This is a genomic window from Acinetobacter gerneri DSM 14967 = CIP 107464 = MTCC 9824, assembly GCF_000368565.1.
GTDB classification, from domain to species: Bacteria; Pseudomonadota; Gammaproteobacteria; order Pseudomonadales; family Moraxellaceae; genus Acinetobacter; species Acinetobacter gerneri.
The window spans coordinates 537,363-552,225 of the sequence record NZ_KB849544.1 but is presented as its reverse complement, the minus strand read 5'-3'; the positions used below and the strand labels follow the sequence as shown (position 1 = coordinate 552,225).

12 protein-coding genes are annotated in these 14,863 nt (G+C 36.7%); 8 read left to right on the top strand and 4 right to left on the bottom strand.

Annotated elements, in window-relative coordinates; all coding sequences use genetic code 11:
- Nucleotides 1–176 precede the first annotated feature (176 nt).
- Entirely contained in the window at nucleotides 177–2,057 is a 1,881-nt protein-coding gene (gene mnmG, locus F960_RS13855) for a tRNA uridine-5-carboxymethylaminomethyl(34) synthesis enzyme MnmG (protein WP_004866241.1), read from the top strand.
- Between the two features lie 39 nt (nucleotides 2,058–2,096).
- On the opposite strand, the gene F960_RS13850 is transcribed toward mnmG, so the two are convergent.
- Nucleotides 2,097–3,065, bottom strand: a complete 969-nt coding sequence (locus F960_RS13850) for a hypothetical protein (protein WP_004866237.1) — start codon at nucleotides 3,063–3,065, stop codon at nucleotides 2,097–2,099.
- 104 nt (nucleotides 3,066–3,169) lie between these two features.
- Here F960_RS13850 and F960_RS13845 point away from each other — a divergent pair, with 104 nt between their 5' ends.
- Nucleotides 3,170–4,129: an ADP-ribosylglycohydrolase family protein gene (locus F960_RS13845; RefSeq protein ID WP_004866234.1), complete on the top strand. Its 960-nt coding sequence runs from the start codon at nucleotides 3,170–3,172 to the stop codon at nucleotides 4,127–4,129.
- Nucleotides 4,130–4,543: 414 nt separating this feature from the next.
- On the opposite strand, the gene F960_RS13840 is transcribed toward F960_RS13845, so the two are convergent.
- Nucleotides 4,544–5,926, bottom strand: a complete 1,383-nt coding sequence (locus tag F960_RS13840) for an MFS transporter (RefSeq protein WP_004866231.1) — start codon at nucleotides 5,924–5,926, stop codon at nucleotides 4,544–4,546.
- Between the two features lie 484 nt (nucleotides 5,927–6,410).
- Between F960_RS13840 and F960_RS13835 the strand changes: the two genes are divergently transcribed.
- Entirely contained in the window at nucleotides 6,411–7,055 is a 645-nt protein-coding gene (locus F960_RS13835) for a helix-turn-helix domain-containing protein (RefSeq protein WP_004866228.1), read from the top strand.
- A gap of 39 nt (nucleotides 7,056–7,094) precedes the next feature.
- Here F960_RS13835 and F960_RS13830 read toward each other — a convergent pair whose 3' ends face one another.
- Nucleotides 7,095–8,093 carry a helix-turn-helix transcriptional regulator gene (locus F960_RS13830; protein WP_004866224.1) on the bottom strand — a complete coding sequence of 333 codons (999 nt, stop codon included), beginning with the start codon at nucleotides 8,091–8,093 and terminating at the stop codon, nucleotides 7,095–7,097.
- A 414-nt stretch (nucleotides 8,094–8,507) separates the two neighbouring features.
- Between F960_RS13830 and F960_RS13825 the strand changes: the two genes are divergently transcribed.
- The 5 genes from F960_RS13825 (at nucleotide 8,508) to F960_RS13805 (ending at nucleotide 13,182) form a co-directional block, all read left to right on the top strand.
- Nucleotides 8,508–9,110 carry a hypothetical protein gene (locus F960_RS13825; RefSeq protein ID WP_004866222.1) on the top strand — a complete coding sequence of 201 codons (603 nt, stop codon included), beginning with the start codon at nucleotides 8,508–8,510 and terminating at the stop codon, nucleotides 9,108–9,110.
- 286 nt (nucleotides 9,111–9,396) lie between these two features.
- Entirely contained in the window at nucleotides 9,397–10,950 is a 1,554-nt protein-coding gene (locus tag F960_RS13820) for a circularly permuted type 2 ATP-grasp protein (RefSeq protein ID WP_004866219.1), read from the top strand.
- A gap of 36 nt (nucleotides 10,951–10,986) precedes the next feature.
- Complete coding sequence (locus F960_RS13815) at nucleotides 10,987–11,589, top strand: hypothetical protein (protein WP_004866216.1); 603 nt, start codon at nucleotides 10,987–10,989, stop codon at nucleotides 11,587–11,589.
- Nucleotides 11,586–12,368, top strand: coding sequence for a transglutaminase family protein (locus F960_RS13810; protein WP_004866213.1), 783 nt, complete (start codon nucleotides 11,586–11,588; stop codon nucleotides 12,366–12,368). The genes F960_RS13815 and F960_RS13810 overlap by 4 nt, the downstream gene beginning before the upstream one ends.
- Before the next feature lie 79 nt (nucleotides 12,369–12,447).
- Nucleotides 12,448–13,182, top strand: coding sequence for a proteasome-type protease (locus F960_RS13805; RefSeq protein WP_004866211.1), 735 nt, complete (start codon nucleotides 12,448–12,450; stop codon nucleotides 13,180–13,182).
- Between the two features lie 68 nt (nucleotides 13,183–13,250).
- Here F960_RS13805 and alr read toward each other — a convergent pair whose 3' ends face one another.
- On the bottom strand, nucleotides 13,251–14,324 hold the full coding sequence (gene alr / locus F960_RS13800) for an alanine racemase (RefSeq protein ID WP_020846707.1): 1,074 nt from the start codon (nucleotides 14,322–14,324) through the stop codon (nucleotides 13,251–13,253).
- Nucleotides 14,325–14,863: the final 539 nt, after the last annotated feature.

Sequence of the window (14,863 nt, the reverse complement as noted above, 5' to 3'; positions counted from 1 at the left end):
TCAAGTTTAAGAAGCAACGCTTTGGAAGTTAATCCTTTTTTATGATGTTTTGAGCATCAAATTTGTCACACAGTGTATTGGGTTGTAATTTTATATAGACAATTTTCAAAAACCATTATAAGCGCAACAATTTTCTTGCTATAATATGCAGTCCTTTTTTTTTTAGTCTAAGTAGTATGCATTATCCTAAAGTTTACGATGTCATTGTTATCGGTGGCGGTCACGCAGGTACGGAAGCGGCTCTAGCTGCGGCTCGTATGGGTCGACAGACTTTGCTCTTGACTCATAACATTGAGACTTTAGGGCAGATGAGCTGTAACCCTGCGATTGGTGGTATTGGTAAGTCTCACCTTGTACGTGAAATTGATGCCTTGGGCGGTGCGATGGCGCTTGCAGCAGATAAAGGTGGTATTCAATTCCGTATCTTAAATTCGCGTAAAGGTGCAGCGGTTCGTGCAACACGTGCTCAAGCAGACCGTATTCGCTATAAAGCTGCGATTCGTCATACTTTGGAAAATCAAGCGAATCTTGATATTTTCCAACAAGCTGCAGATGATTTGATCGTTGAAGGGGATACCGTTAAAGGCGTGATTACGCAAATGGGTATTCGTTTTGATGCTAAAACAGTGGTTTTAACGACTGGCACATTCTTGGGGGGCGTGATTCACGTTGGTCTCAATAATGCCTCTGGCGGTCGTGCAGGTGATCCTCCGTCAATTTCATTGGCGCATCGTTTGCGTGAACTTAAACTTCCTGTAGGTCGTTTGAAAACTGGTACGCCCCCACGTATTGATGCACGTTCAGTTGATTTTTCAGTCATGACACCCCAACCGGGTGATTTCCCATCTCCAGTGATGTCATTTATGGGTGATGCTTCTATGCATCCTGAGCAAATCAATTGCTATATTACACATACCAATGAGCGCACACATGAAATCATTCGTGGTGGCTTAGATCGTTCACCTATGTATACAGGTGTGATTGAAGGTGTGGGGCCACGTTATTGCCCATCTATTGAAGATAAAATTCATAAATTTGCGGATAAAGATTCACATCAAGTGTTCTTGGAGCCTGAAGGCTTAGATACACACGAACTTTATCCAAATGGTATCTCGACTTCTTTACCTTTTGATGTGCAGTTTGAACTTGTACGTTCGATCAAAGGTATGGAAAATGCGCATATTTTGCGTCCAGGTTATGCGATTGAATATGATTATTTCAATCCACAATCACTCAAATTTTCACTTGAAACTAAATCAATTAATAACTTGTATTTTGCTGGTCAAATTAACGGTACAACAGGTTATGAAGAAGCGGGTGCGCAAGGTTTGTTGGCAGGTTTAAATGCCGCACGTCGTGCTTGGGATCAAGAGCAATGGACACCAAAACGTGATGAAGCGTATATGGGTGTATTGGTTGATGACTTGATTACACTCGGTACAAAAGAACCGTACCGCATGTTTACTTCTCGTGCCGAATATCGTCTGATGCTTCGTGAAGACAATGCAGATCAACGTTTAACTGCAATTGGTCGTGAACTTGGTTTGGTTGATGATGAGCGTTGGGCAGCATATAGCGAAAAAATGGAAGCTGTAGAACGTGAAACTTCTCGCTTACAACACCTTTGGGCAGCGCCAAATAACCCAATGGGTAAAAAATTCGTTGCAATGACTGGCGAAGATTTAAGCAAAGAATCAAGTGCGATTGATTTGTTAAAACGTCCGAATGTGACTTTCAGTCATATTGCTGAATTGACAGGTTCTGAAGTGACAGAACATGTGGGCGAACAGATTGAAATCGCTGTGAAATATGCAGGCTATATCAATCGTCAGCAAGAAGATGTTGCGCAAATGAAACGTCTTGAAGAAACTCGTATTCCTGCTGATTTTGATTATGATGTGGTTTCAGGTTTGTCTCGTGAAATTACCATGAAACTGAAAAATGTCTTGCCTGAAACATTGGCTCAGGCGAGTCGTATTCCGGGTGTAACACCTGCGGCAGTTCAGTTGATCATGATCACCATTCGTAAAAATGCACAAATGAAGAAAACAGCTTAATTTTTGCTGTTAAAAAGCCCGCTTAATGCGGGCTTTTTTTTATGGGCCGATAGTACCAGAAAGAGTCATGTGTAAATTAACCCATTCCACTTCAGCTCCATTGAAAGTGATTTCATAGTTTTTCGGGTTATATATAATTTTATCATTCATGATGTTCGGATATATGCCTAATTCTGTATCATAACCAAATATTATGTCGTAAATACTATTAAAACTTAGTATCCCGAGTATTGGTTTATTATCTTTGATTCGAATATGAATTGAATCTCCTTCTGTAGCTATATTTGTCCAAAACTCTATAATATTGTGATTTATGAGCCTTATTTTCTCATAATGAGAATGCTTGATTGGGGTTATTGCGAGAATATATTGAATATTCTCACCATTTATTTTCATTTCATATTGCATACCAGTAGGAAAAATATCGGGCACATCTTGAGGTTTTTGAGCAAGCGATCCTGTAATGCTACCGTCTAAATAGTTAAGTTGTTTATAATCATCTAAGTTTACGATTTTTGTGTGATTGAATGTTAAAGTACTCGCCCCTGTATTTTGATCTACCGTTATGGCCGTGTTATTGCATACAAAAACTGTAGGTTTACAGGTAAAACTTCTTGAATATAGGCATCTGTCATTATTACAATTTTTTTCGTAAATATTGACTGAAATAGGTTGAGAATTTAAGTTTAGATATTCAGCTTCAATCATATAAGTTAGATCGTTGGCAGTAAAATTATAAGTGAAAGTATATGTCTTTGATGAAAGTGGTGATTTAAAGTTTAAAACTTGGCCATAATTATAGGCTGGAGTATCATTATTAATATCTGTCGAAAAATCAGCAAATAATGGGGTTTTATCGTTTAGATAAGCTAAGGTGAGCTGGCTTTTAGTTCGATTGGTCGGTTGGCTTTGGTTTCTATTATTATCAGCTCCAGAATCACTCCCTCCACCGCAAGCAGATAAAACAAAACTCGATAAAGTGATAAAAGTATACTTTTTAATATCCATATTTTTTACTCTTGTTTTAGTGTTGTTTTAAATCAGTTTCTAACTGAGACTATGTTATTTTTCTATAAAATGGAATGACGATCACGATTTTTTTAAGGTTGGAAATGATGGAATCTTATATAGATCAGCAAAATAAAATTAAAGGTGCACTATATGGATTGCTTATAGGTGATGCAGTTGGTGTTTCTTATGAGTTTAATTTACCAGACCAATTACCTGTTTATGCTGATATTGATATAGTGCCACCAAAATATTTCAAAAAAACCTATCCCGACATTGAATTGGGTACTTGGTCTGATGATGGCGCACAAGCTTTATGTTTGCTTGACTCGCTATTGCATAAAGGACAATTTGACCAACAAGATTTTATGCATCGCTTATGTAATTGGTACCAGTACGGTTATATGGCTGTAGACTACAAGGTGTTTGATGTCGGAGTGCAGACAGCAGAATCTATACGTGGATATATGAATGGTGTTGAGCTGCAAAATGTAGCGAGAAATGATGAATTGGCCAATGGAAATGGTTCTCTCATGCGAGTATTACCATTGGCACTTTGGCATCAAGGTTCTGACCAACAATTAATTCAAGATGCTTATGCTCAATCACATGTTACCCATGCACACTTACGTTCGAAAGTTTGCTGTGCACTGTATTGTTTATGGGCGCGTTATATTTTAAAAGGTGCTGATATTGAGTCTGCTTGGAATGAAGCAGTCGCTATTTTACGTGAACATTTTCATGATAAAGAAGATGAACTTGAACAATTAGAATACTACATTCGACCCGATGAACTCGAAAAGGGTATGGGGAGTGGTTATGTGGTTGATTGTTTGAAATCTGCACGTTTTGCCTTAAAGCAAGACAACTATCAAGATGTGATTAAAACGGCAATCGCTTTCGGGCGTGATACAGATACGACCGCATGTGTTGCGGGTGGAATCGCTGGTTTGTACTATGGTTTTGATGCGATACCAAAAAATTGGTTTGATCAACTTAGAGCAAAAGATATCGTTGAAGATTTGCTGAAAAAACTTTTGCTAGAAAAACTAGTGCGGGAATAATTTATCGCTGATTTTATTCATAAGTATATCTACACAGTTCTTAAGCAAAAAAATTAAAATCCAAAGCATTTCTAATTATTTTTCAGCTTAAAAAAATCACGCTATATTGGCTTTACGTTCAAACAAGAGGTGAAAGCCATGACCATGAAAAGTATCAGATATAATAGCGCAGAACTTGCTTGCTGTTGTATGTGAAAGTTTGATAACTCCAAATATTTTCAGTAGCTTAAGGGGTTTGAGCTACTGAAAATTTAAATTTTAAAATAAATAATAATGTAGAAATTTTAAATAAAATAGATAAAAAGTTTTGAGCGAGTATTGGTCCGAATACTCACTCATTTATTTTTTAGAACATTTCAAAGTTTATAAAATATTTTTTACAGAAACTTTAAATATATCATTGAAAATAATGCCTTATTTCCAAATCAAAGGTGATTCATTTTGCTGTTCTTCATTGTCAGGACCTAAGTCGATGCCTGTACGATCTTTGAGGAGGATTGAAGCCAAGAATGCAAGACCTGCGATGACACATAAATAAACCGTGACGTAAGTTGTGCCACCTGTAGCGTTGACGATCCATGCCGCGATCAGTGGAGCAAATGCGCCGCCCAAGATTGAACCAATCGCATAGGTGATTGAAATACCAGAGAAACGTACTGAAGCAGGGAAGAGTTCAGCATAGAAAGTTGCTTGTACGCCGTAGGTTAAACCGATTCCGACTGACAAAATACATAGCCCAATTGCGATACCTGTATATGTACCCATATCGACAAATGGGAATAAACACAGTGCACCGATGATTTGAGAAATGGTGCCGATGATATAGATTTTTTTACGACCAAAACGATCTGAAAGTGATGCCGAAATCCAAGTCACCAAAGCCCAAATGACAGCAGAAGCAGTGACTAAAGAAAGGATAATCGTACGATCAAGCTTAAATGGACCATTTGGGTTAGTTGTATAGTTTTGAATAAAACCACCCGTCGTCATATAACCTAAACCTGTTACACCTGCGCAAAGTAACGCAGCGAGTAAAACAGAACTTTTATATTTGCTAAATAAAGTTTTGATCGGGTTTTGGATGGTTGATTTACGATGTTTGATTTCTTCAAAAACAGGGCTTTCATCAACTGAACGACGAATCCAGTGACCAATAGCAAGTAGGACCAAACTCAACAAAAATGGAATACGCCAGCCCCATTGTACAAACTCTTCACCCGGCGAAACCACACCAGTCATGATCACTAAAACCAAAGAAGCTAAAAGTAGACCTAGAGGAACACCAAGTTGCGGGAAAGCACCAAAACGTCCACGTTTTTCTTTAGGTGCATGTTCTACAGCCATAAGTACTGCGCCGCCCCATTCACCACCAGCTGATATGCCTTGTAAGATACGCAATAAAATCAAAAGAATAGGTGCTGCGATACCGATTTGAGCATAGGTCGGTAATAATCCAATTAGAGTTGTCGTTCCTCCCATTAAGACCAGCGTGAGGACCAACATTAAACGTCGACCAAGTTTATCGCCATAATGTCCAGCAATAAAAGCACCTAATGGTCTGAAAATAAAGCTAATACCGATAGAGGCAAAAACCAATAAGTTGGCAACGACAGGACCTGCGGGTGCAAAAAATATTTGATTAAAAACCAGACCAGCAACAGCTGCATATACAAAATAATCGTACCATTCAATCGTTGTGCCAATGACAGTGGCAAAAGCGACACGTTTTTGACTAATTTTTTCACTATCATGTGTGATATTCTCATCGCTGATTGCGACGGATTTTACGTTTTCCATAACAGATATTCCTGTATTTGATCTTGGTTTATTGTTTTTAAGCGCATTCTTCCTGAATGTGTTCTATAATCGAACCAAATGTTCTTTAATAGAAAATTTATAATGAATATTTAAGTTATTTTTGTCAATAATTTGATTCATTATTTTTATAATAAAAAAATAAATGAAACATATTTCATTTAATCATTTTAAATAAGCTTGTTTTATACATTATTTAATAATTTTCAATTGTTTAAACAAAGTTACTTACAGTAGCGTATCTAGCCTAACGATTTCTCAAAATTCGGCTCAATCATTTCAATTTGTAGTATTTTCTATTTAATTTATTGAAAATAAAGCTAAATATTTTCAGATCTTGGTTGGAAATACAATTTTGTAAAAAGTTTGGATCGAACTTTATTTAAATATAAAAATTTCAAACAAAGAAAAGTTGCGAACTCAATTTTAAAGATGCAATATCAACGCTGAAATGTTGAGGGTAGACATGCAAAGCTTACAAACATTGGAAAGAGGATTTCTAGTTTTAGAAACCATTGCCAAGCATCAGGGTAAATTGACCATTGCACAATTGGCACAGCAACTTGAGATGAACCGTACGGTGATTTACCGTTTGGTACATACTTTGGTGGAAATGGGTTATGTGCATTTGCCTGATCAGCAACACTTGTCGATTAGTGCCAAGATATTGCCGCTTTATCGAGGTTTTGAGCAAAGTATTCCTGCCCAAAGTCAGACAGTGCTTGAACAACTTTCAGAACAGACTCAAGCTGTTACAGCAATGGTTCTAGCAGAAGGTAATGAATGTGTTGTGGTGAAAACAGCGTGTCATTCATCATCATTTTTACAGCTAAGCTATCGCTTGGGTACGCGTCATCCTATTGGTGTGGCAGCAGCAGGGATTGCGATCGCGTGTACCTATCCAGAACAAAATAATGAAGATCAAGAAATACAACTTGCAAGACAGCAAGGTTATGCATTTTCGCAAAATGTTTTACAGCTAGGTGCAGTTGGGCTTTTTATACCTGTACCTAATCGGCATTTGGCGATCGGTACGATGGGCTTTCATGAAATAGAAATTGAAAAACATCTACCTTTACTAAAACAGGCTGCTTTGAATTTAATGTTTTGATGAGCATTAAAAAATGAAATAGAAGCTAAGCAGAGTGACTTAGCTTTCTAATTCATTGACATAATTTTCTAACATTTCAGGCTCTATTTTGATAATTTTTTTACCAAAACTACGTAGCCATGACACCAATTGATTGGTTAATGGTACTGTTGCTGAGATCTGATATAGACCATTGTCCAGTTTTTCAATTTTTTGTTGCTGACTCAACTGACTTTCTGAAAAGTAGTGTGCATCCGCTTCATTCATTGTCAATTTTAGATCAACATTTTCAGTCGGCTTACTAAAGTCCACACGGAAACCGAGAGCACCCGAATCAATATAGGCATCAATATCGAAATCCACAGGATGCAGGGCGCGAGAGTCTAAAACTTTGGCTGATTTAAAACGATGTAAGGCAAAAGTTTGTACATCGGATTTATCGAATCGTGTACAAATCAAATAAATAATCGAACCTTTTTGTACTAAACCGAGTGGATTTAAGGTGTAAGTACGGTCTTCACCTTGATGCCCACGTGCTTGATAGACACACTCAATTTGCTTGTCTTGCAATAAACCTTCATAGATCGATTGCTGAGCTTGGCGCTCAACCACAGGCGGTATCAGTGGTTGATTGGCTGGGACTATACGGACACGGTTAATCCATTGACGGACATTGTTTTGAGTGGAAAGACTGCGTCTTGCCAGATCAAACCAAGGATTCATTTCATCAATCAAACTTGGCGGCAACAAATGTTTAAGATGTTCTTCAACCATCATAAATGTGACCGCTTGAGAACTAGTCATATGTGGCAGACTTTGGATCGGGGCATCGGAACGCCAACGCCAACCTTGAGGAATGGTTTTGTTACTTTCGATCGGGAAACGTTGAGAAATTTGATTTAAGTCACGTTGAATAGTTCTTAAACTAATATCAATCCCTTCACGCAACAAAATCTCTTGTAACTCACGCGTACCCATCCACTTACCCGTAGAAAGGCGTGACAGGATTTGCCATTGTCTATATAAACTGTTGGAAGTTTCTTTTTCTTGTACGGACATAGACTTTGAAATCGAACCTATTTAGATTAAAAGATCAGCACCAAGGGTCTAAATGTAAGTGTCTTGACATAAAACTTCAAGTCTTAGACGTTAAAAAAATAGTAAGAACAGTCAATTTTTAAGGATTATTATAAAAAAATGTAAGAATTTATAAAATCTTATATTGGTTTTATTGATAATAAAAAAAGCTTTCTATTCAATACATTTAAATCAAATTCTGATAATTTCTAAAATTAAATTGCAGGAAAAATCACACGTTATTAAGTGCTTTTTGACAGTATATGATACAAAACTGACTTTAATTTTTAAAAGTTCATATGTTAGTTTAATAACCAATTCTAACTATTTCTTCATTTTGATTTAAATATTCTATGATCTCAAAACACATAAAGATGAAGAACAGCGGAGGGAAAAATGAATACGAGGAGTTCGAAATTAGAAAGCGTTTATTGGTTTGGACGCCATCTGTATCGAATGCAATTCTTATCTCAGCAAGTACCATTTCAGCAAAATGATAAAGCCATTAAATTTTCTAGAGCTTTTTGTTTAGCCGCATTTGATGCAAGTTCTTTAAATGATCTGCTTTATGATCATCTACAACCATTTTCTTTTTATAAACAATTTCAGACCATCAAGCGTGACTTGGTTGATATCAAGGATTTATTGTCCGATTCAACTTTTCAGGAACTTTCTGATCTCACTTTACAAGCCACTGAAAATACGCAACAGATCTCAGTATTGATCGATGCATCGAAACGAATTTTAGAACAAGAATCACATGAAATTTTATTTTTTTATCGATTGGGGAAACATATTGAGCAAGTTGATATTCAATTAAAATTGGGTTTGCCAATTTCTCATAGTCTAAAGACAATTGCACCTATGATGCAGTTATTACATGCTCGAGGTTGGGAAAGCTTGTGTGATGCATGGCATAATTTTAAAAAAGTGTCAGATATAAATCACTTCTACCATTTCAATGATCAGATGCAATGTGCTTTTGAAGCGAATCAATAAAAATGTAAACCTATAGTTTAAATAACTGAATTTAAAATTATTTTAAAAAACCCAAATAGTATCTTTGGGTTTTTTATTTGCTCAATTTTATCAAAATGTTGACTATATTTTGATACATCTATTCATCATAGATACATTGAATCTCGACTTTATACATGGGCTAATAGAATTTGTTATTTTCGTAAATTCTAACTAGCCCAATTTGCCGACTGTTGTTGCTGAATATATTGGCATTATTGTTGCTTTTGAATAATTGAAATTTATTCAATCAAAAGACGAGGTTTGTATGTTTAAAGAAGATAAAGATACAAGTCTAGCCACAGACAATTTTGGGCTAGAAAATGAATCACTCATACTTAAAGAAGCATTACAAGTCGAACTTGTGCAGCCTAACAGTACTGCCTATCTTTTTGACCAATTAAAATCTAACTTTTTTAATGAAATGTTAGATGATTGTTCAATGTCTTTTGAGGCATCAAAAAAAATCGAAGAATGGTTGTGTCAACATAGTCTCGATCAGCTAAAAGCTTTAAATGAACAAGCCAAGCAACATTTTTTATATCACGGGATTACATTTGCTGTTTATGGAGAGGCTGCTGGGATTGAAAGAACCATACCATTTGATTTAATTCCACGTGTGATCGCTAAACAACAATGGCATAAAATTGAGCAAGGCTGCGCACAAAGGGTGCGTGCGCTTAACCTTTTCCTAGATGATATTTATCATCAACAAGAAATTCTCCGATCTGGTCTTGTGCCTGCACAGCAAGTTTTGGGTCATGAGGCATTTTTACCGCAAATGATGGAGTTAGATTTGAAAGGTAAAATCTATAGTCATATTAGTGGTATTGATATTATTCGTGATCGTTCGGGGGAGTTTTTTGTATTAGAAGACAATTTACGTACACCATCTGGTGTGTCTTATATGTTGGAAAGCCGTAAAATTAGCGAAAAATTGATGCCTGATTTATGTCAGCAAAATCAGTTGGCGGGAATTGAACAATATCCAAGCTTGTTAAAAGAAATATTATGTGAAAATGCTTATGTTGATCAACCCTTTATCGTGGTATTAACGCCAGGTCGATATAATAGTGCTTATTATGAACATGCTTTTTTAGCCAAGGAAATGGATGTACCTTTGGTAACAGGACAAGATTTATTTGTTGAAAATGCTAAAGTCTACGTTAAAACAGTTTTTGGGAAGCAACGGGTAGATGTGATTTATAAGCGCCTTGATGATGCATTTATTGATCCATTATGTTTTTTACCTGATAGTACTTTAGGTGTTGCTGGTTTGATGTCAGCCTATGCTGCAAAAAATGTATTGATTGCAAATGCACCAGGTACTGGGGTTGCTGATGATAAGTCGATTTATCCTTATGTCGATAAAATGATAGATTTTTATCTTTCAGAACAGCCAATCTTAAAAAATGTTCCTACTTATCAATGCCGTGAAAAAACAGATAGAGAATATGTATTGCAGCATTTATCTGAGCTGGTGGTGAAAGAGGCACAAGGTTCAGGAGGCTATGGCATGCTGATCGGACCACAGGCAAGTGCAGTGGAAATTGAAAGTTTTAGACAAAAAATAACAGCTAGGCCTGAGTTATATATTGCACAGCCGACATTAGACCTGTCTGTTTCACCAACTTTAACGGCTCAGGGAATTGCGGAACGTCATATTGATTTACGACCTTTTGTATTAAGTTCGCCTTATCGAACTGAAATTGTACCGGGTGGTTTAACCCGTGTGGCAATGAAGCAAGGTTCGTTGGTCGTCAATTCTTCACAAGGTGGTGGTATCAAAGATACTTGGATCGTCGATACTCTGCATTCATAACGTGTTTGAAATTTATAACTCTTTAGGAGTTAGTTTATGATTTTATTGACCAGTAATGCTGAACAAATTTTTTGGCTAGGAAGATATTTGACACGAGTTCAATATCTATGCGCAGCTTTTCCTTTTGTAGATGATGATCGAGCATTGCAATACAGCAAAGCTTTTGCTTTGCCTGCTTATAACGTTGAAAGTTTAAATACACTTATTATAAATCCAGAAAGCTATATCTCATTTCATCAACAATTTCAGTTGATTAGAAATAATATTCTGGATTTACGAGGGGTGCTTGATAAACAAAGTTTTGCAAGTTTACAGGCACAGATGAAAATATTAGTGCCAAATTTTACATATATTTGTGAAGTGGTCGAAACTTGCCATGAGGTTTTTCAGTCTGAACAAGAAGATATTTTTGTATTTTATAGTCTGGGTGTATGCGTTGAAAACTTGGATCATGCTTTGCGGTTGGGGGAATCATCGCTGCATATTTTTAAAGAAATGCAGTGGCTGATTGATTGTTTACAACAAAAAGGTTGGTCCACATTAAATAAACCATGGCAGTTGTTAAAAACTGATTTTAATCAGGCAAGCTTTCACCAATTTTGCGATCAAATCCAATATTTATTTGAGGTAGATGTATGAAACTTATGATCAATCATCAGACACATTATCAATATACGGATTATGCAAAAAATAGTATTCAATACATCAAAATGATGCCACAGAGTAATGCTCATCAACAGGTTCTGGCTTGGGATATCAGTGTGCCTGGTGAAAAAACGCTAAATCGTGATGCTTTTAATAATCTTTGGGTGACTAGCACACAAAGATTTTCTTATTTGCAAATGGTGATTATGGCACAAGGAATTGTTGAAATTCAGCCTAATAGTGATTCTATTTCACATGATTGTTCACTCAATCCATTGGTTTTTTTGCAACCTACATTAAGCACCTTCTTTAATCAAGAAATGCATGAATTTGCACTTAAATATGTTCCCATTACCAATCGGAAAAACTTGATTTCGTTGGCTCAAGCCTTATTGGCATATATGCCATATTCGAGTTTTAGCACCAATGTACATACTTCTGCAATTGATGCATTTCAAGCAAGACAAGGAGTGTGCCAAGACCATAGTCATGTGTTTATCGCGATGTGTAAGTCACTCAACATACCTGCACGTTATGTTTCAGGGTATTTGTATGTAGAGGATAAAACACACCTTGCGAGTCATGCATGGACTGAGGTTTATCTGGATCATTCATGGTATTGTTTTGATATTAGTAATCAGCTATTCACTCCTAGTTCACATATTTATGTGGCAATAGGGCGCGATTATTGGGATGTTGCACCAGTACGTGGGGTGCGACAAAAAGGGGGGATTGAAAGTATGCAGTCGATTGTGCAAGTGCTTCCTTGTTAATTGATTGATATTTTTAATATTTCATGAGAATAGTTTTAGTTAATTTCAACTGCTTTATAGCATGGATGAAGGATGTCTTATGACGTATTGTTGTGCGCTACGCTTAAAAGAAGGCTTGGTTTTTATTAGCGACACCCGTACCAATGCAGGTGTGGATCACATTTCGGTATTTAGAAAGCTTTATACGTTCGGAATTGCTGGAGATCGATTTATTACGATCCAAACTTCTGGGAATTTAGCGACAACGCAGTCTGTCATTGGGCATCTCAAAAATCAACTCGATACTCATCAAGAACAGAATCTTTACAGTGTCAACACCATGTTTGAAGTGGCTGAATTGGTCGGGAAAACACTGAAAGCGATTATTTCTGATGTGACCGCAGACACCCAAGACCAGAGTAACTATTATTGTAGTTTGTTGGTCGGTGGTCAGATTAAAAATCAAGAGATGCAACTTTATAATATTTACCCTCAAGGTAACTTTATTTGTGCGACGAGCGATACGCCTTATTTTCAGATAGGTGAAAGTAAATATGGTAAACCGATTTTGGATCGGGCATTGCGTTATGATATGCCACTTGATGAAGCATTGCGTTGTAGTTTGATTTCTTTTGATTCAACTTTGCGTTCGAATGTTTCAGTTGGGATGCCTTTAGATGCTTTGATTTATCACAAAGATCGTCTAAATGTGCCAATCGGCAAACGGATTTATCAGGAAGATCCGTATTTTGAAAATATTAGTAAAGCATGGTCAGATACTTTAAAAAAAGGGCTACAGGATTTACCAGTGCCAACAGCTGATTATTTTGAATAATTCTTTTTACTAACTCATGAAGAATCCAAGCCTAAGCTTGGATTTCTTATACATGTTTAAAATACGGCTTAAAGTTTTTTACGAATTGGGCGAGCGCTCATACGACAAAGCAATTCATAGCCAATCGTACCATTGGCTTCTGCAACGTCGTCCACTAAACGGTCTTTACCCCATAGTTCAACGACGGTACCAAGCGGTGCTTTCAATCCAGTAACATCAATAGCGATCATATCCATCGCAACGCGGCCGATTACACGAGTGGCTTGACCATTGAGGCTGACATAGTTTTGTTTTGGAAATGCACGAGGGTAGCCGTCACCATAACCAATCGAAACAATGGCAATATCCATTGCTTGATCGGCAACAAAAGTAGAACCGTAGCCGACCGACTCACCCGCTTCGATATGGTTTAAAGCAATAATTTCAGCTGTAAAAGTCATGACAGGCTTAAGATCAAGCTCATGGACTGACTTATCCGCAAAAGGAGAAGCACCATAAAGCATGATACCGGGACGGACAAAGTCAAAATTTAACTCAGGCCATTTTAAAATAGCTGCAGAGTTACAGCATGAACCCATGATCGGTGCACAAGCTTCTTTCACGTGTAAAAACTGGTTTTTTTGTTGTTCATTTAATGGATGATGGTCGGCATCAGCATTGGCAAAGTGCATCGCAAGTACGCAATTAAAACCTTGCTGTTTTAGATCATTAATCACTTGAATAATCTCAGGAACTTTAAAACCTAGACGATTCATGCCGCTATTGAGTTTGACCCAAACTTTTAGATTTTTTGCGAGATATTGTTCTTTGTTTGCGAGTAACCAGTCTAGTTGAGCTTGATGATGTACAATAACTTCAATTTCATTTTCAATGACTTGAAGCATTTCATCAGCGCTAAAAATCCCTTCAATTAGCGTTATAGGTTGGGTGTAACCTAATTCACGAATTTCTAAGGCTTCTTCTAGGCAGGCGACACCGAAGGCATCTGATGAACTTAAGGCGGCTAAGCAGTCCTTGACTCCATGACCATAAGCATTGGCTTTGACCATGCTGACGATTTTTGCTTTGGGTGCAAGTTGTTTGACTCGGTTTAAATTATATCGAAGGGCTTCGCTATCGATATAAACAGTTGCTTGACGCACCTTAATTGCTCCTTGAGGCATGATAGGTCGCTGAAATATAGAGATTCAGCGTAAAAAACTCATTAAACCTAAACATTACATTTAGATATGTTAACGACGAAATATTGTAGTCCTATCAAGCCTAAATAAACATAAACATTTAACGAATGTTAAATGAAAATTTAGATGAAAAAGGAGAGATATTAGATTTATCTCATTGAGAATGTTTGAAAATTGGACATTTTAAAAATTAAATATGCATTTGATGAGGGCAAATGTCTTATCAAAATTTACGTGGGTTTGGAGGTTTTTTTTAATTAGAAAATATATCCAAGATGGTAGGAAGTATAAGCTGTAAATTATCTGAAAAATTGATTAAAAATTCATTCAAATAGTCTTATTTATTTTTAGTATGCTAAGTATTTTGTATAAAAATCAATAAATTATAGCCAAAATAAAAGCCCCTAATGTGTAGAGGCTTTTAATATTTATGTTACATTTGCTTTGCCTTAAGCATAAGGCTAGGGCGACCGTAACAGTTCAATGTTGCATTAACTCTT